Origin of the sequence: Saccharopolyspora elongata (assembly GCF_004348985.1) — a bacterium.
Taxonomy (GTDB): domain Bacteria; phylum Actinomycetota; class Actinomycetes; order Mycobacteriales; family Pseudonocardiaceae; genus Saccharopolyspora; species Saccharopolyspora elongata.
The window spans coordinates 1-17,507 of the sequence record NZ_SMKW01000129.1; the positions used below are offsets into that span (position 1 = coordinate 1).

Sequence of the window (17,507 nt, forward strand, 5' to 3'; positions counted from 1 at the left end):
CGGTCAAACGGGCACGCCACCGCCAGCAGCGCCAGGACAGCAGGCCATCCCCCTCAGCGGCCGTCATCACCGCACCCAGCAAGACCGGACACCGACCTCGACCAGCCAAGATCACTTAAACGACCGGTATTGCGCCTAGGCCAGGTGGGTCCTGATCCTTTCGATGCGCTGCTCGATCGGGACCGCGCGGGCCGCTTCCAGTGCGTTGAGAAGTTCTTGGAGGGGTGGGGAATCGGCGACGCCCAGGTTCTTGAACTCGCGTGCGTCGACCACGTTCGGGAACTCCGCGAGCGCCGGGTGGTTCGTCGTCAGCACTTCGTTCCCGCTGCGCGGCAGGAACGCCGTCTGCATCGTCGAGGGCGGTTCGTCCACGATGATCAGCGCGTCGGCCGTGCGCCCGTGTTCCTCCAGGCAGGCGATCTCCTGGGCCAGGGCGGGGGTCAGCTCCGCCGCCCAGACGATGATCTGGGCGGCCAGCGGGATCAGCTTCGCCACGGTCTCGAACCACGTCGCGTCCGGGAGGTACAGGGCGGCCCTGGGGACGAACTGGCCGAACGCGGACGACAGGTCCAGCTCGCCCGCCTTCGTGCTGGCCACCGTGATCATCGGCACCGCGAGTTCCAGTTCCGCCAGTGCGGGACCGCAGTCGCGGTACACGATGGTCTGCACGTAGTCGCCCTGCGGATCGTCGGGATCCTCGAGGACCGACGCGAGCGTCGACGAGATGCCCGACTCCTCGGCCAGGCCGAAGTTGCGCAGCAGGAGCACGAACGGTTCGCCGGAGCACAGCCAGCTGCGGACCTGGCCGACCGAGCTCAGGTGCTTCTCCCGGGCGGCGCGGACGAGTTTGGCCATGTGGTTCCGCGGGGCGCCCGCCAGCAGCCACGGCAGGCCGAAGCCCCGGCGCCGCCTCCTGCGGTCCCAGTCACGCTGCTTCCGCAGGTAGTCGAGGTTCAGCTCGGGCTCGCCGACCGCGAACCCGTCCAGCACCGTGCCAGCGTGCTCGGCCCGGCTGAGCCATTCGTCCACGTCGGGATTCCCGCCCCGATCCCGGCCGAACGACTGCACGAGCTCGTCGAACTTCTCCCGGGCGGCCCTTTCATCGCCTTCCTGGAGCGACACCAGCGCCGTGTTGTACAAGCCCTGCGCCGCTCTCCCGCGCAGTTCGGGATCCGTGTTGTGCCGGTACCGCCGGAAGATCTCCGTCCACAGCGCCGCTTGCTCCTCGCGTTTGCTCGAGCGGTGTTTGACTGCCGCGAGGTGATCGCCGCGCAGGTGCGCGTGGATCGCCAGCGCCCGGCACAGCGCGCGCTCCACCCGGACGTCCACCGGACCGCGGACGGCGTCCACCACGTCGCGCAGGACGCCGGCTGCGGCGGCGTTGCCCGCCGCATCGGCTCGCCCGGTGTAGGCGCACAGGTCGGTCAGCATGTCGATCACCCGCGCGCCCAGTTCGGGATCCGGGTGGTGCGCGTAATGCTCGCCGTACCAACGCAGCAGCAGGAACGAGTCGGCCATGTTGCCGGCGCGGTAGAGCGCCGTCACGGTCTCGTACACGATGAACGCGTGATCGCGCGGGTCGTACGGGCCCGCGCTCGCCGCCTGCTCCGGGAGGGTCTCGAACAGCCAGGTCCGGAAGTCCCGGTCGGCCACCTGCCTAGCGGACTCGCTCCGCATCCGCTGCCACCTGCCGATGGCGCCGTCCACCACGTCCGCGAGCGTCAAGTCGTCGTCCACTGGCGTCACCCCAACTTGTGCGTGCCTGAACCGTTCGCTGGCCGGTTTCGAGGCCTTTGGCCTCGGGGTTCGGTGTGTGTGCGCGCGTAAAGTTCTTTGGCGGAACCGGGTTTAGCGATTCGGTCAGAACATACCGGGGCCCAGGTTCGTCCAGCGGGATTTCGCGGGCCTCGCCGATCATCAACCGAAGGAGCATCTGTGATGCGTGCTGTTCTGCGCCGTTCGCTCGGCCTCGCGCTGGCGCTGCCACTCCTGTCCGGAGTCGCTGCGCTCGCCCCGGCCGCGTTCGCCGCCCTTCCGACGCCTGCGGTGGTGCAGTTCGCCCCGCAGCAGCAGACCGATGAGTGCAACCCGGACGACCAGGTCTGCCAGGAGCACCAGCAACAACACCAGCACCAGCAAGACATGCAGCAGCACGGGCGCTGAGGTTCGGCCTCAGGTCCGGTCGTCGAGCGCCGCTTCGAGGATCTTGAGCCAGGGGATCTCCAGGGCCTGGTCGTTCCTGGGGCCCTGCAGGGGCCAGTAGTCGTCGCCCGTCAGGAGTTGCACGTCGGCTTGGCGCAGCGTTTCCACGTGCGACTTCCACGCCGGGTGGCGGACCTGCGTGATGTTGATCTTCGGGAACACCACCACCGGGATCCCGGGGGTTCCCATCGCCTCGCCCAGCGTGGTCAGGGCCTGGTTGTCGGCTAGTCCGAGGGCGAGCTTGGCGACCGTGTTCGCCGTCGCCGGGCAGGCCAGGTAGCGGTCGATGGGCGGGTGCGGGCGGCCGGCACCGGGCAGCCGGGGCTCGACCCGGCACGGCAGGCCGGTGACCTGCTCGATCCGCTCGACCTCGCCGAGCTCCCGCAGCCACGCGCCGGCCGCGGGCGTCAGCGTCACCGCGACCCGCCAGCCCCGCGCGATGGCCGGTTCGATCAGGGCCGGGCGGATCTGCTCCACGCCGCCTGCCGCCGATCCGATCAGTCCCAGGGTCCGCTCGCTCATCCCGCCAGTATGTCGCGGGAAGGATCAGCCCGGAACCGCGACGGTCGTCCACAAGGGACACAACCGGCGTCAAGGGCCTTTGTGCTCGGGATTCTGCGGGCGCGGGCGCGTAGGGTTGCTCGGCGGAGCCGATTTCCAGCCGTTCGGTTCGGAAAGTACCGAGACCTTCGGGTTTCGGCGAACATCAACCGAAGGAGCATCGGTGATGCGTACTGTTCTGCGCGGATCGCTCGGCATCGCGCTGGCGCTGCCACTCGTGTCCGGCCTCGCCCCGGCTGCGTTCGCGGCCAGTCCGGCGCCCGCGGTGGCGGTGCAGCTCGCTCCTCAGCATCGGGACCACCACAACTGCACTGAGGGCGACGCGGCTTGCGAGATGCACGAGCACTTGCACGACCTCCAACGCCACCTGCAAGAGCACGGGCAACACTAGGTGGTCGATGGCGTGATCGGCGGAGCGCCCCGCTGGGCAGGGCGCTCCGCCGGGATCATCAGACCGACTTGAGGTCCGATTCCTTCACGTAGACCCAGCGGTAGTTGTACGAGATCGGGATGTAGACCTCGTCGCCGACGATCACCTCGTGGTTCTTCGGGTCGTTCAGCCCGTCGTAGACCACGTTGTAGTCGAGCGCCTTGGTCTCCTCGCCCGCGACGTACACCTGACCGGCCGGCACCTTGTACGGCAGCGGCTTGATCTTGCGCGGGTCGATGCCGGTCGGGTAGTCGCCCGGCTGCGGCAGCGACAGGCCGTAGGTCGGGATCTGGTCCCGGACCGGCGTGACCAGGTCGGCGCCGTCGGCGGGTGCTGTGTTCGTGCCGCCCGGGTCGCGCAGCCAGGCCTTCTTGCCGTCGAACCAGATGGCCAGCCAGTCGCCCGAGCGTTCCGCCACCGCGTACTGCCGGCCGGTGTTGGCCTTGGCCGACCAGTCCTCGATCTTGGTCGTGCCCGGCGAGCCGTCCGGGTGCACCGTCGGGGAGCCGATCAGCGGCGCGTCATCGCGCGGCTCGGTGTGCAGGTACAGGAAGTTCGCCCCCTGCGCCGGCAGGGTCCGGCAGGGCTCGTCCTTCGGGCATTCGACGACCTCCGGCCGGTTCGCGTCGAACCGCGGGAAGATGGTCACCACGTCGTCGCCGCCGGTGTCGCCGTCCAGCGGCTCGTCCAGCAGCTTCATGTAGTGCGCCCAGTCCCAGAACGGGCCCGGGTCGTAGTGCTCACCGCCCGCCTTCGCCGGGTTGTCGGCGCTGACGTCGTCGTGGCCGACGATGTGCTCGCGGTCCAGCGGGATGTCGTACTTGTCCGCCAGGAACTTCACCAGCTCAGCCGACGAGCGGTACATCTGCTCGGTGTACCACTTGCCGCCCTCGGCGGCGAAGCCCTCGTGCTCGATGCCGATCGAGCGCATGTTCCGGTCCCAGTTGCCGGCGTGCCACGCCATGTCCTTGGTGGGGACCATCTGCGTGATCTGGCCGTCGGAGGAGCGGACGATGTAGTGCGACGCCGCGCCGTGCGCCGGGTTCTGGAACGCCGAGATCGCCGTCTGGTACGAGGTCTCCGTGTCGTGGATGACGATGGAGTCGATCTTGACGTCCTTCGGCCGGTTCGCCGTGTCGTAGTTGCCGTAGCCGCCGGTGGGATCCTGCGGATCGGTCGGGGCGTAGGCCGCCGGGATGTAGCGGCAGTCCAGCTCGGTCGGGCATTCCGGCTTCGGGCCGAGCGGGGCGTCCTTGACGTTCTTCAGGTTGGTGCCGCTGAGATCCCGGTCCGGCAGCACCTCCGGGATCTTGGCGAACGCAAGCCGCTGGCCGGTCGACGTGGTGCGGGCGCGGCCCTGGCCGAGCACGTCGTAGACGTCGTCGGCGAAGGACTGCGCACCGCTGGCCTGCGGGCTGCCGCTGAGCTCGGCGATCGCCGGGTACCAGCCGCCGATGTTGTTCGGCAGGTCTCCCTCGCCGAGGTTCTTGGCGCGCTGGGCCAGCAGCGCGGCACCGGCCCGGATGTTCTGCTCCGGGTCGCGCTTCACCTGCTCCGGCGGAAGGTTCACCAGCGCCGCGGCCTCGGTCAGGGTGTGCAGCGTCGGGTGGTCCCCGAGCTTCTGCAGCTTCGGGTTCTCGCTGCGGAGCTCGTCGGGGTCGATGTCGGTCAGGTGCATCGGGCCGTAGCCGCCGGCCACGCTCTGCTCGCCGTTGTGGTCTTCCCACCTGGTGAGCTGGAACGAGGTCGCCATCAGCAGCGGCATCGGGATGCCGAACTCGGCGGCGGCCGATTCGAAGGCGCGCTGCTCGACGGTGTCGGGCGCGGCCGGGGTCGTGGCGGCGGTGTCCGGGCCGGCGCCGAGGGCAGTGTGGGCTGCGCCGGTCAGCAGCCCGGTGACGCTCGCCGTGACCACAGCGGCTCGCCACCAGTGGAGCTTCCTGGCAGTCAAAGTTCGCTACCTCGCAAAACCAGAACTGGTGTCCTAAGTGGACCTGTGGGGTGCGCTGTCGATCACCGAACCTGCCAGTGGTCTGCGCGCTCGTGAGCACTTTGGATTGCTATGACGCTCCAAAGCACTTACGAGTCCCGGGCGCGGCCGGTCGGCCGCCGCGGGACGCGTCGGACCCTCGTCGTGTCCTCGGTTGATCAACTGCGGGGCCCACCATTCCACCGTTCGAGCGATTCGGGACCGTCGAAATCCGATCTGAAACCGGGTCGATACGTGCAGAGCGGGAATTCTTCGCTTTCGGGCCGCCTGGATGCCCGAAAGTGCCAGCGGTGGCCGAGGCGTCGTCCGGGCACACTCGTCCCGAAGGAGCCCGGTGGGGGCGATTTCGCGCGAAAACGCCAAGCGGCCCTCACGCGGTGCGCCGGTTTCGCGCGAAAACGCCACGCTGCCCTCACGTGGAACGCCGGTTTCGCGCGAAACCGGCACGCTGCCCTCACGTGGAGCGCCGGTTTCGCGCGAAAACGGCACGCTGCCCTCACGCGGAGCGCCGGTTTCGCGCGAAAACGGCGCTCACCGTTCTAGGCGATCATGGCTCACGTGTGCCTGCACGCCATTCTGGGGGCGATCCCTTAAGCCCGGTCCTGCCATTCGGATCGGAGGATCGCGTAGACGAGTTCGTCGCGCCAGACGCCCTTGACGTGGGCGTTCTGGACGAAATGCGCCTCGCGGCGCATGCCGAGGCGCTCCATTAGCCGCGCCGAGGCGGTGTTCAGGGCGTTGCACCGGCCGATGATCCGGTGCAGGCCGAGTTCTTCGAAGCCCAGGCGGAGGACTTCGCGGGCGGCCTCGGTGGCCAGGCCCCGGCCCTGGTGGTCGGGGTTGAAGATGTAGCCGAGCTCGCCCTCCCGGTGCTTCTCGCTGCGCCAGACGAGTTCGACCTGCCCCACGATCGCGTCCAGCTCCGGCGCGACCACCGCGAGGCTGAGGCAGTCGCCTTCGGCGTCGAGCCGGGTCTCCCCGGCCATCTGCGCGACGGCGTCCCGCGCCTGGTCGCGGTCGCGCGGCTCCCACAGGAGGTAGCGGGCGACCTCCGGTTGGCGCTGGTAGGCCCAGACGTCCGCCGTGTCGTCGGTGGTGAACGGGCGCAGCAGCAGGCGGTCGGTCGTGATCGGGTAGTCAGGTCGGAGCACCTGCCGACCGTACTTCAGCGCCCGGATCACCCGTGGTGCGTTCGGTGCGGCTCCTCGCGGCGGCTGACGATGCTGAGCAGCGTCATCGCGTCGTGGTCCGGGGTGCCCGGTTCGGCCTGGTAGATGACGAGCCGCTGGTCGCCGCCGCGCACCGCCAGGACCTCGTAGTCCAGGTCCATCCGGCCCACCGCCGGGTGGTCGAAGCGCTTCACGCCCGCCGCCTTCGGATGCACCTGGTGGCTCGCCCACATCGCCGGGAACTCCTCGCTCTTGGTGGTGAGCTCGTCGACGAGCGCGGTGAGCCGCCGGTCGGCCGGGTTGTCGCCGTAGGTCGCGCGCAGGTCGGCCACCGAGTGCTGCGCCACCTCGCGCCAGCCGACGAACAGCGTCCGGGCCGCCGGGTGCAGGAACAGGTAGCGGGTCGTGTTGCGCCGCTGCGCGGGCCACTGGTCGATACCCACGAGCAGCGCGAGGCCCGCCGGATTCGCCGCCACCATGTCGTTTCCGCCGCCCAGCACGTACGCAGGGGCCTCGCCGACCATGTCGAGCAGCCGCAGCACCGTCGGCCGCACCGGCTCGGCCTCCTGCTGCGCCGGGTTCCGGCTGCGCGACACGTGCCTGGCCAGGTTGCTCAGGTAGTGGCGCTCGGTGGCGTCGAGCTGCAGCGTCCGCGCCAGCGCGTCCAGCACCGCCTCGCTCGGGTGCCGCTCGCGGCCCTGCTCCAGCCGCGTGTAGTAGTCCATGCTGATGCCGGCCACCGCCGCGACCTCTTCGCGCCGCAGGCCCGGCGTCCGCCGCACCCCGGGCCCGGCCGGGATGCCGACGTCGCTCGGCTTCCGGCGCGCCCGGCACGCCTTCAGGAAGCTGCCCAGCTCGTTGCTCACCCCTCCGATGCTGCCACGACCCCAGCCTGGGTGTGCCACACCCAGGAGAAACCCGCCCTGCCGCGCGCCCGCGGCGGCGGCCAGCATCGAAGGCAGCCGATCCGAAGGGGAAACGAGATGACGTTGCGGCAGGTTCAGCTGGGATCCGGCCCGGTGGTGGGCGCGCAGGGCCTCGGCTGCATGGGGATGAGCGAGTTCTACGGCCCGACCGACCAGGACGAGGCCCGGCGCACGCTGGAGCACGCTCTGGAACGTGGCGTGACGCTGTTCGACACCGCCGACATCTACGGCTCCGGTGCCAACGAGGAGTTCCTCGCGCCGTTCGTGAACGCGAACCGCGAGCAGGTGGTGCTGGCCACCAAGTTCGGCCTGGTCCGCAAGGCCGACGACCCGAACTACCGGGGCTTCCGCGGCGACGCGGCCTACGTCCGCGCGGCGGCCGAGGCGAGCCTGCGGCGGCTGGACATCGACGTGATCGACCTCTACTACATGCACCGGCGCGACGTGACGGTGCCGATCGAGGAGACCGTCGGGGCGATGTCGGAACTGGTCGCCGAGGGCAAGGTGCGCCACCTCGGGCTGTCCGAGGTGACCGGCGCCGAGCTGCGCGCCGCGCACGCGGTGCACCCGATCGCGGCGCTGCAGAGCGAGTGGTCGGTGTTCAACCGGGACGTCGAGAACACCGCGGTGCCGGCGGCCAAGGAGCTCGGCGTGGCGCTCGTGCCCTACTCGCCGCTCGGCCGCGGCTTCCTCACCGGGGCGTTCGCCGACGCGGCGAACCTTTCCGACGGCGACTTCCGGCGCAACTTCCCGCAGTACTCCGGGGAGAACGCCGCCAGCAACGCCGAGCTCCTGACGCCGCTGCGGGAGGTCGCGCAGCGGCACGGCGCGACGCTCGCGCAGGTGGCGCTGGCCTGGCTGTACGCGCAGCAGGACGGCCTGGCGGTGGTCCCGATCCCGGGAACCCGGCGCCGCACCAGGCTCGACGAGAACCTCGGCGGCGCCGACCTGGCGCTCACGGCGGCGGACCTGGAGCTCCTGGAGCCGATCTCGGCGAAGGTCGCGGGCACCCGCTACGCCGACATGAGCTTCACCTCGGCCGGCCGCGAGTAGCGCCGGGGCCGCAGCTGTCGAGGTGAACGGACCGTTCGCGCCAAACCCGCGCAGTGCGGGCCTGGGGATCGGGGGTGGAGTGAACGGCCTGTTTGCCTCGTCTATTGAGGTGAACAGGCCGTTCGCTCGAAACCCGTAACGCCGGGCGGGTGGAGTGAACGGGCCGTTCACCTCTTCTAGCGGAGCGAACAGGCCGTTCACTTCGATCCGCCTGCGTGGACCGCCAGGCCGGGTCAGCCGACGTAGGCGAGGAGGCGGTCCGCTCGGGCTGGTTCGCGGAGCTTGCGCAGGACCCGGTGCTCCAACTGGCGGATCCGCTCGCGGGTCACGCCGAGCTCGTGGCCGATCTCCGCCAGCGTTCGCTGGCGTCCGTCGTCGAGGCCGCAGCGCAGCCGGATGACCTGTTGTTCTCGCGGGCTGAGGGTGCCGAGGACGTCTTCGATCTCGTTGCGCAGCAAGTGGATTCCCGCCGCTTCGCCGTCGTCGGGCAGGGCCAGCAGATCGGCCAGCGTGCCGCCGTTCGGGCCGGTCGGTTGGTCCAGGCTCAGCGGTTCCTGCGCGAGCGAGAGCAGTTCGAGCAGTTGGCGGACCGGGATGTCCAGCGCCTGTGCGAGTTCGTCGTGTCCCGGCGCCCGGTCCAGCTTCGCCGTCAGTTCCCGGCGCAGGCGCGCCAGCCGGGTCAGCTGCTCGGTGAGGTGCAGCGGCAGCCGGATGGTGCGGGACTGGTCCGCCAACGCCCGGCTGATCGCCTTGCGGATCCACCAGGTCGCGTAGGTCGCGAACCGGAAACCCGGGCTGTGGTCATACTTCTCGACGGCGCGCAGCAGCCCGACGTTGCCCTCCTGGATCAGGTCCAGCAGCGGCATGCCGCGCCCGGTGTAGCGCTTGGCGATGCTCACCACCAGCCGCAGGTTCGCCTCCACCAGCGCGGCTCTGGCCACGCGCCCGTCGTCGGCGACGGCTCGCAGCTCGACGCGGCGGGCCGCGGGCAGATCCGGGATTTCCAGGGCTTCTTCGGCGCGGAGCCCGGCCGCCGCGCGTTCGGCCAGGTCGGTTTCCCCGGCCCGGTCGAGGAGTTCGGTCCGGCCGATCCCGGCCAGGTAGAGGCGCACCGAATCGACGGCCGCCGAAGGCCGTTCGGTTCCGGGAACGTCGTCGATTTCGAGCAGCGGGGCCGCCACCTGCCAAGCCTTCCGGACACGGGTGCACGCCCTGCCCAGCGTGCCGAACGCTGCTGGCAGCGCGCTGACGCGCGGATCGGCGGCTCGCCTGCGGCGTATTCGCTGGCTGTGCGGCCGGAGCCGGGATTCCGGCGGCGGTGCGGTGCGGTCCGGGTACGGCTGGTGTCGAATCGGGTACTGTCCGCGGCGCCGTGGTCGGGATAGCCTTGCCGCGTGGGAGGGATCCGCCTTCGATGACAAGCCAGACCAGCGCACCGCCGAAGTCGAGCGCGTTCGGCCGTTCGCGGGATGACGAGTGGTTCCGCCCGCAGCGCAGGCCGGGCCGCATTGGTCCGGTCAGCCTAACGCGGCTGCTCGCCTTCGAGGTCGTGCAGCTCGCCCTGTGCTTCTTCTTGTTCCAGGCGCTGTGGGCGTTGATCGTGGGCGGCCTGATCGGGTTGGCCGCGGCCGTGGCCACCTTCGGCTGGCGCGGCGACCAGTGGTGGACCGAGATGCTCTGGCTCCGCCTGCGGTTCCGCCGCAGGCGCGGCATCGTCGCGGCCCGCCGAGACGACGCGCGGCTGTCCGCGCTGTGCGAGCTGGCGCCCGACCTGACCGTGGAAGACGTTGCGGGCGAAGGGGATTCGCGGCTGGGCATGGGCAGCGACGGCGCCGGTTGGTTCGCCGTGCTGGAGGTCGCCGACGACGAGGGGCCGCGGCCGCCGGTTCCGATGGCGGCGCTGGCGCGGATGGCGACCGAGCAGCCGGGCGTGGTGGTGCAGGTCGTCCTGCACAGCGCGCCGCTGCCGGGCACGAGCCGGCGCGACGACGTGGTGTGGATCGCGGTGCGGCTGGACGCGCAGGTGGTCGCCCAGTCGGCAGTGGACAGCAACAGCGATCCGGATGTCCCGGTGCTCCTCGCCGAACTGGCCAGGCGGGTCGAGAGGTTGTTGCGGCGCAGGGGACTGCGCGCGCGGCCGCTCGACACCAACGGGCTGCTCGACGCGCTGGTGCGCTCCTGCGACCTAGCCGAACCGGCGGACCGGCGGCCCGTGCAGCCGCGCGAGGAGTGGGATTCCTGGCGTTCCACCAGGTTGCGGCACGGCTGCTTCTGGATGCGGTCGTGGCCGAACCCGGAGCGCGGCGCGCTGCTGCTGTCGGCGCTGGCGGAGGTGCCGGACGCTCAGGTCAGCATCTCGATCGCGTTGGAGCCGGGACAGCGTGGCACCGACCTGTCCGCGCTGGTCCGGGTGGCGGCCGACGCGCAGCGGTACGAGCAGACGTGCGAGCTGGTGGCGCGCCTCGTCGAGCAAGCGGGCGGCCGGTTGTCCAGATTGGATGGACAGCAGCTGCCAGCGGTGTACGCGTCGGCGCCGACCGGAGGAGGGGCGCGGTGAACGAGGGTCAGCACCCGGTGCAGTCGGCGGTCGCGCCGCCTGCGGTCGCGCGGCCGGAGCCGCCGAAACCCGTTGCTGCCAAGCGAGTTCCGGTGATCTCGGTGGCGAAGCCGCCGGAGACGACGGGGCCGATCAAGGTCTCGAAGAGCCAGGACGCCGACGACGCGGCGTTCGCGCCCGCGCTCGGCACGTCGGAGTGGAACCAGCAGGCCGGCGGCGCGGTCCTGACGAACACCGCCGCGGCGTCCGCGTCGGTGGCGGCCGCGCAGGCCGTCGCCGCGCCGCTGCCACCCGGCGGACCCGGCCCGCGCCAGGACGACACGCCGACGGTGGAGGTGCGCAAGCCGCGCGGCTGGCGGCCTCGCAAGCAGCGTTCGGTGCCGAGGCTGGACATCGGCAGGCACCAAGCGACCGAACCGGAGCTCGACCTGCTGCAGCTCACCGGCACGTCCTTCGGCTTCCCGCTGGGCCGGAACCAGGCGGGCTTCCCGGTGACGATGACGCTGTTCCAGCCGGAACCGGTGTCGATCGCGCTGGTCGGCGCGTCCTGGGCGGCGCGCCTGCTGGCCTACCGGGCGTTGCGCTTCGGCGCGAAGGTCTTGGTGTTCACCGACCAACCGGCGGGCTGGTCGGACCTCGGGCAGGCGGCGACGGGCCGTGCCGACCGGGTCGCGGTGCTGGAACCGGGCGCTCCGGCGGGAGTCGTGGCCTCGGCGGACGCACCGGTGCTGTCCCTGTACGACGCGGAATCACCGCCGTCACCGGCGCAGCCCGCGCCGTGGCAAACGCGAGTCATGGTGCTGCACCGGTTCACGCCGCAGCGAGCCCACGCGGCACTGCAAGCGGATGTCCTGCTGCTGCAGCGGTTGGCGGCTGACGAAGCGGGGGCGATCGCGGCGGCTCGCCGCTTCACGTCGCGAACGGCGGAGCAATTGCAGGCCGTGCACGACGACATGCTGGCGGTGCTGACGAAGTCGGAGAACCACTACGTGTGGGTAAACCCGGCGGACCGCGAGCAAGAAGAACTCGGCGCCCCAGGCCGCTACTGAACGGTATCCGGTGGCTTTGACTCGTGAGTACTTTGTGTTGCTATAGCAACACAAAGTACTCACGACCCTGACCAGGCACAACCGTCACCGGCTGGGCCACGACCAGAACCCGAGCCTCACCGCTCGAACCGGCCACACTTGACGGCGCCGATGAACGCCGACCACTGCGAGCGGTCGGTGACGAAGTACCCGGCGGCGCGGTCCTTGCTGTCGCGGACCGCCGCGCCGTCGGTTAGCGCACCCACCTCGACGCATGCGGTGTTGTTGCTGGATAACCGGGACTTGCGCCAGCCGGTCGGTTGTTCCATCACTGTGCGGTCTCCTCTGCTCTGGTCGTGCATGCAGCGATGAACTCCATCGAGTCATCGAGGCTCATCGATTCGGCACGGAGAGTACTCAGCGCTTCCGAATAGGCAGTTACGACGCCGGGCGAGGTGAGAAACGCGGCGGACGCGAAATGTTCCAGATGCACCAGCGGTGGCGCCTTCGGGAACTCGAACAGCATGAACTGGCCGCTGTGCGCCGGTGTCCATCGCGGCGGCAGCAACGGGACGATCCGAATGGTCACGTTCTCGAGTTTCGCGATCTTCTGCAGGTGGCGGTACTGGTCCGCCATCACTTGCGCCTCCACGATCGGTGCTGTCAGCGCGCTTTCCAGGATCAGGGCTTCGAAGGCGGGCGCCTTCCGGGCGCTGAGGATGTCGCGCCGGGAAGCACGCATCGCAACGCGCGTCTCAAGCTCGCCCGGCGCGCAGTCGACCATGACGGCGCGGGTGTAGTCCGGTGTCTGCAGGAGACCTGGAATCACGAGCGGCGCAACTTCGAAAATTGAGCTGGCGGTGCGCTCGTAGTTGATCAGCGTGGCGAGGTCCTGGTGTACGCCGGGGATACCGGTTCGGAGCCAGTTGGGGCCGCTGTCTTCTCGGGCGAGATCGACGAGGCGTTCGCGCTCTGCTCCCGAGATGCCGAGGGCGACCGCGATCGCTGTTACGTCTTCTGGCGTAGCGACACGCGTTCCGGCTTCACTTCGCGTGACCCACGCGTGTGCGCAACCGAGGATCCGAGCCAGCTCGCGGACGCCGATCCCGGCTTCTTCTCGCGCTTTTCGCAGCTCGGCGCCGAGCGTGCGGGCCTTGGGATTGCCGGGCCTGGATCGGGTCATGAACCAATCCTAGGTACGCGATCGAGCGTCGATGATCGCCTGGACGAGCGATTGTGCGACTGGATCAGATCCAGCACTCTGGATACAGATCCACTTGAACCAGCTTTGACCAAGACCGGAGTGGTGGTCGTGCGACTTTTTCAGCCATATCCCTTCCACTGGGTTCCTGCTGCTGGGTTGCGGCATGCGAGTACCGATCGGCGGCCCGATGGGGCTTTGGCCTATCCGACCGGGACCTTCGTTTCGACGTTGTGCCGCCAGGCGTTGTTCGCCGACAACTCCGAGATCGCTTGGTTGTGGTCGACGTGCGGTGATTGCGATGCCGAGGCGCACCGAATAGTTCGACAGCTTCCCGACCCTGCTACCGGAAGGACCTGCTGACGTGTTGGCCGTGCTCCCCGGGATTGCCGGGATCACCGGTGTTGTCTCGCTCTACCTGATCATCACGTGCTGGAAGTCCTACCGGCCGCAGCACGCCGGTGGCGGCGAAGGCGCCCTGACGGTGTGGCAGCTCATCGCGCACGTCGAGGCCGAACGGCGACAACGGGATCAGGGCGGCAGGCACCGGCTCCGCGAACCCCAGCCACCACCGTCCACATCGGACGACGAGACGCCGTCGCTGGAAGTTCAGCGCCGAATACTGGACGCCCTCCGGCGCCTCTGACGGCACCTGACCCAGGCCCGGCCGCCGATGCCCCCGACCTGCGGCGGACGGGTCCTGCGGGCCGGTCGGCGCGACACTCCTCCCCCAGCGCGCCGACCGGCCACCCCGCCTCCTGAAGGCCAGAGCCCCGTCCCGATTTTGCCTAAAATCGGAAAGCCCTGAACCCGCCGGACCGGGGCAGGTCGGGTCCCGATTTTGCCTAAAATTGGGCGCTTCTGGACCGTGCGGGTGGGTTTCCGATTTTGCCTAAAATTGGGAATCCGGGCCGTGAGTGTTTGGGGCGCCATGGCACTCCAAAACACTCACGGGCTTTCAGCTCACCGGTGTCAGGCCTTGCCGTTGAGGGTCGGTTCCGGTTCCGGGCGGTAGCGGTACTCCGCTTCGCCGTTCACCACCGGGCCGCCCGGCGTTTCCACCTCCCAGAGGTCCTGGTCCGCTGGCGTTTCCGCGGGCCGGGTGCGCCGGGCCGCGCGGTCGGCGCCGATGTCCTCCGGCTCGTGCGCCGCGAGCACCGACGGCCGGTCGCGCAGCGCGGCGGGCACCTGGGCACCCAGTTCCGCCTGCACGTCGACCTCCGGTGCGGTCCTGGCTTCCAGGACCGGCGCGGTGCTCAGCGGCAGGTCGACCGCGAACTCCGAAGTCGGCTGCGGCTTCAGCTTCTTCTCGCGTTCGCGCTTCCGCTGGGCTCGCCGTTCGGTGAAGGTCTTCAGCGGTCCAGTTCGGTGCGGGTTGCTCAGCACCGGCGGCGGGACGTCGCTCCTGCCGGAGTGGCGGTCCGGCGACTCCGCGTTGCTGCCCGGGCGCGTTCGCCGCTGCTCGCCGCCCAGCACCGAAGGCGCCGCGTTCGGCGGCGGGAGGAACGCTTCGGGAACCTCCGCCTGCGAACCCGTCGCCGGTCGGCCTCCAGGCCGGGAGCCGGGCGAACCCGGTGCGCCCGGTGGCGGCGCGGTCTGCCCCGCCGGCGGCCGGATGGTGCCGGCCTCGGGGTCGGAAGGCGTTGCGAGACCGGGGTTTCCGATGCGCGGGCCGAGGATCTTGCCTTGCTGCTGCTTCGGCGGTTGCGCCCCCGAGCCGCCCGGTGGCGGCGGAGTCATCGTTCCCGGCGGCGTGCCGGTGCCAGGCGCGTTGGGCGCGTTGATTCCGGGCGCGCCCGTGCCGGGCGGCCTGCCGGGCGCGGCATCGCCCGGCGCCGTCATGCCCGGCGTGCCAGGAGCGCCGGGTGCGCCGGGCGCCGGGGTTCCGATCGGCGCACCGGGGGAGGGATGGCCGATGACGGGCCCGGTGCCCGGCGCGGTCGGTGGGGCGAGCGCAGGCGGTGCGCTGCCTTCGGGTGCGCCACCGCCGCCGGGAAGCGACGGCGGTGCTCCTGGTGCCGGGCCGCCCGGTGCTTTGCCGGGCGGCGTGACGCCGTCCGGCATTCCGGGGGCTCGGCCCGGCGGTGGTGTTCCGAGCGGTGGCTGGCCGGGAGGTGCCGTGCCCGGCGGTGTCCCGGGTGCGCGGCCGGGCGGCGCTTGGCCTGGTCCGCCGTTCGGCGGCGCTGTACCCGGGGGCGTTCCGGGGCCTTGGCCGGGTGGCGTCGATCCCTTCGGCGCTCCGGGCGGCGCTGCAGCCGGCGGCGGTGCGCCGACAGGCGCGTTAGGGCCGTCGCCGCCGGGAGGAGCCGCGCCGTTCGGTCCGCCAGGTGCGGGGCCGGGAGGTGCAAATCCGTTCGGCCCGCCGGGAGCTCCGTCGGGCGGCGCCATGCCACCGGGGCCTCCGGGACCGCCTGGGGCTGCGGGGAGCTTCGGCGGCTTGAGGCCGAGCGCGCCCGGGTGCTGGATCGCGTTCAGCGGGTCGACCTTCATCGCCCGCCCGAGCGCCAGCTTGGTGATGTACGGGGCGTAGCTGTCGGCCGTCCGGCTGGCCAGCTCCCGGGCCTTCTGGTTGTACTTCTCGTGGGACTTGTCCAATGCCTTTTCCCACGCGGCGCTGCTGTAGCCCTCCATCGACACCTCTTGCTGGAAGCTGGTGTTGATGTCGCGGAGGTCCTGCTTGTACTCCGTCCACAGCGCGCGCATGTCCTCCTGCGCTTCGCGCATCGCCGCGGCCAGCCCGTGCAGCCCGCTCGCCGTGCGGCTCGCCGCGCTCTCCCAGACCTCCAGGTACGCCAGGGTTTCCCCGACCTTGCTCAGGAACGCGTCCTTGGCCGCAGGGGAATCCCACTCCGCCTTCAGCGATTCGGTCTGGCCGCGCAGCTGGGACTGCACGTGCGACAGCATCGTCGCGACGTTGGCGAACTGGTCGCCGCGCTCGTCGGCCGTGCCGGGCTGCTCGCCCATGATCTGCCGGCGGATCACCTTGATGTCGTTGTCCCCGGCGGCCTTGGAATCCGGGCCCGGCGTGTAGTCCTTGCCGGTGTCGGTCTGGCCGCTGTAGTAGAGCTCGTCCGGGCCGATCGGCCCGGCGCCGCCGCCGTTGGAGTAGTTCTCCAGCGCGTCGTGGTTGTAGCCGTAGTAGTCGTCAGCGGGTCCGGCCATCCGAATCACATCCCCCCGGCCATCCGGCGGTTCTCCTTCATGGTGCGACGCGCCTCGTCGGCCCAGTCCTCGGGCGTGACCCGCTTGGGCTGCCGTCCGATGTGGCGCTCGTCGCTGCGCTTGCCGTCTTCGTCTTCCTTGTAGTAGTGCCGGGATTCGGTGCCGTCCGAGTACTTCTTGGTGACCTTGTGCTCTTCGACGACGGTCTCGTCCTTGCCGGCCTGCTTGGTGCGGACGGTGGTGACCTCGTCCCGGCCGCCGGAGAACTTCCTGGAGTCGACGGTGCGGTTGGTGGTGCTGACCACCTTGCCGTTCTCGTCGTAGGTCTTGGTGATCATCGCGCCGCTCGGCTTGGACGTCGTGCTGTAACTCTCGTTGCCGTCCTTGTCGAAGCCGGTCTCGGTGATGCCGTCCTCGGTCTGCACCACGCTGCGGGTCCGGCCGTCCTTGGACTCGTACATGTAGACCACGCCGCCGGAGAAGTGGTGCGTGCCGGTCAGCTTCTCGTCGCCGAGCTTGCCGAGGCCCTTGGGCTGGTCGGCCGCGTTGTCGGCGATCGTCTCCTTGAGGTACGGGGGTGCGCCGGGCGGGCGCTCCGCACCGGGCTCGTGGAAGGCCCACTCGACGCCGGAGAGCCGCACACCGTTGGCGGCGTCGGTGTCCTCGTACAGGTCGGCGCAGATGTGTGCCACCGACGAGATCGCCAGGTGGTTCTGCCGGATGTCCTGCAGGAACCGCATCATCTCCTGGGCGTTGCGGGCCATCAGCTGATCGGCCTGCCCGCCCTCCGGGAAACCGCCGGTGCTGATGGAGATGTCGTCGCCGACGCCATTGATGTTCATGGCGCCGCCCATGGTGTCGGACTGCAGGTTCTTGCCGATGGTCGCGACGTTCGTGCCGTAACCGCGCAGCGAACTGGGATCGGCCTTGAGATCTTTGCCGTTGGTGGGCCAGCTCGCCGCACCGCGGCCGGTCGCTTCTGGAACCGCCATCTCGTCCCCCTTACGTCGCGCGTGGGGCGGAGAACCCCGCTCCCCTCAACAAACCACCCGGTGTCAACCCCCGGCGCTCAGTCGTGAGTGGTGATGGTCGCTGGAACGACCTGTCCTCGCTCAGGACCTCGTGAACAGTTTGTGTCTCAGGACCTCGTGAACACTGGCTGGCCTGCTTTCTGTGATCATCAGTGGTGGGCGGAACAGGGTTTTCGATGGATCCAGACCTGGTCGCG

General features: G+C 70.2%; 16 protein-coding genes. 6 read left to right on the plus strand and 10 right to left on the minus strand.

Going from position 1 to position 17,507, the window contains the following annotated elements; translation table 11 throughout:
* Positions 1–135: 135 nt before the first annotated feature.
* Positions 136–1,737, minus strand: a complete 1,602-nt coding sequence (locus E1288_RS43485) for a hypothetical protein (protein ID WP_132494806.1) — start codon at positions 1,735–1,737, stop codon at positions 136–138.
* A gap of 201 nt (positions 1,738–1,938) precedes the next feature.
* On the opposite strand from E1288_RS43485, the gene E1288_RS43490 reads away from it, so the two are divergent.
* Positions 1,939–2,163: a hypothetical protein gene (locus E1288_RS43490; protein ID WP_132494807.1), complete on the plus strand. Its 225-nt coding sequence runs from the start codon at positions 1,939–1,941 to the stop codon at positions 2,161–2,163.
* Positions 2,164–2,172: 9 nt separating this feature from the next.
* Here E1288_RS43490 and E1288_RS43495 read toward each other — a convergent pair whose 3' ends face one another.
* The gene (locus tag E1288_RS43495) at positions 2,173–2,724 is read right to left on the minus strand and encodes a flavoprotein (RefSeq protein WP_132494809.1); all 552 of its coding nucleotides are present in this window, start codon (positions 2,722–2,724) and stop codon (positions 2,173–2,175) included.
* 205 nt (positions 2,725–2,929) lie between these two features.
* On the opposite strand from E1288_RS43495, the gene E1288_RS43500 reads away from it, so the two are divergent.
* Positions 2,930–3,154, plus strand: a complete 225-nt coding sequence (locus tag E1288_RS43500; protein WP_132494811.1) for a hypothetical protein — start codon at positions 2,930–2,932, stop codon at positions 3,152–3,154.
* Positions 3,155–3,212: 58 nt separating this feature from the next.
* On the opposite strand, the gene E1288_RS43505 is transcribed toward E1288_RS43500, so the two are convergent.
* The 3 genes from E1288_RS43505 to E1288_RS43515 form a co-directional block, all read right to left on the minus strand.
* On the minus strand, positions 3,213–5,144 hold the full coding sequence (locus E1288_RS43505) for an N-acetylmuramoyl-L-alanine amidase (RefSeq protein ID WP_132494813.1): 1,932 nt from the start codon (positions 5,142–5,144) through the stop codon (positions 3,213–3,215).
* 629 nt (positions 5,145–5,773) lie between these two features.
* Positions 5,774–6,334, minus strand: coding sequence for a GNAT family N-acetyltransferase (locus E1288_RS43510; RefSeq protein ID WP_132494815.1), 561 nt, complete (start codon positions 6,332–6,334; stop codon positions 5,774–5,776).
* A gap of 26 nt (positions 6,335–6,360) precedes the next feature.
* Positions 6,361–7,218 carry a helix-turn-helix transcriptional regulator gene (locus E1288_RS43515; RefSeq protein ID WP_235884225.1) on the minus strand — a complete coding sequence of 286 codons (858 nt, stop codon included), beginning with the start codon at positions 7,216–7,218 and terminating at the stop codon, positions 6,361–6,363.
* A 117-nt stretch (positions 7,219–7,335) separates the two neighbouring features.
* Between E1288_RS43515 and E1288_RS43520 the strand changes: the two genes are divergently transcribed.
* Complete coding sequence (locus E1288_RS43520; protein ID WP_132494827.1) at positions 7,336–8,331, plus strand: aldo/keto reductase; 996 nt, start codon at positions 7,336–7,338, stop codon at positions 8,329–8,331.
* A 233-nt stretch (positions 8,332–8,564) separates the two neighbouring features.
* Here E1288_RS43520 and E1288_RS43525 read toward each other — a convergent pair whose 3' ends face one another.
* A complete protein-coding gene (locus tag E1288_RS43525) occupies positions 8,565–9,512 on the minus strand; it encodes a sigma-70 family RNA polymerase sigma factor (protein ID WP_165968586.1) in 948 nt (315 codons plus the stop codon).
* Positions 9,513–9,745: 233 nt separating this feature from the next.
* On the opposite strand from E1288_RS43525, the gene E1288_RS43530 reads away from it, so the two are divergent.
* Positions 9,746–10,888, plus strand: coding sequence for a type VII secretion protein EccE (locus E1288_RS43530; RefSeq protein ID WP_132494829.1), 1,143 nt, complete (start codon positions 9,746–9,748; stop codon positions 10,886–10,888).
* Positions 10,885–11,937 (plus strand): hypothetical protein, encoded by a 1,053-nt coding sequence (locus E1288_RS43535; protein WP_132494831.1) that lies wholly within the window; start codon positions 10,885–10,887, stop codon positions 11,935–11,937. Before E1288_RS43530 ends, E1288_RS43535 begins: the two co-directional genes overlap by 4 nt.
* Positions 11,938–12,053: 116 nt before the next feature.
* On the opposite strand, the gene E1288_RS43540 is transcribed toward E1288_RS43535, so the two are convergent.
* Both E1288_RS43540 and E1288_RS43545 read right to left on the minus strand, forming a co-directional pair.
* Complete coding sequence (locus tag E1288_RS43540; RefSeq protein WP_165968587.1) at positions 12,054–12,245, minus strand: DUF397 domain-containing protein; 192 nt, start codon at positions 12,243–12,245, stop codon at positions 12,054–12,056.
* Positions 12,245–13,099: a helix-turn-helix domain-containing protein gene (locus E1288_RS43545; protein WP_132494835.1), complete on the minus strand. Its 855-nt coding sequence runs from the start codon at positions 13,097–13,099 to the stop codon at positions 12,245–12,247. The genes E1288_RS43540 and E1288_RS43545 overlap by 1 nt, the downstream gene beginning before the upstream one ends.
* Before the next feature lie 382 nt (positions 13,100–13,481).
* On the opposite strand from E1288_RS43545, the gene E1288_RS43555 reads away from it, so the two are divergent.
* On the plus strand, positions 13,482–13,763 hold the full coding sequence (locus tag E1288_RS43555) for a hypothetical protein (RefSeq protein ID WP_132494837.1): 282 nt from the start codon (positions 13,482–13,484) through the stop codon (positions 13,761–13,763).
* Positions 13,764–14,089: 326 nt separating this feature from the next.
* On the opposite strand, the gene E1288_RS43560 is transcribed toward E1288_RS43555, so the two are convergent.
* Both E1288_RS43560 and E1288_RS43565 read right to left on the minus strand, forming a co-directional pair.
* A complete protein-coding gene (locus E1288_RS43560) occupies positions 14,090–16,279 on the minus strand; it encodes a WXG100 family type VII secretion target (RefSeq protein WP_132494839.1) in 2,190 nt (729 codons plus the stop codon).
* Between the two features lie 5 nt (positions 16,280–16,284).
* Positions 16,285–17,271, minus strand: coding sequence for a hypothetical protein (locus tag E1288_RS43565; protein WP_132494841.1), 987 nt, complete (start codon positions 17,269–17,271; stop codon positions 16,285–16,287).
* Positions 17,272–17,507 lie beyond the last annotated feature (236 nt).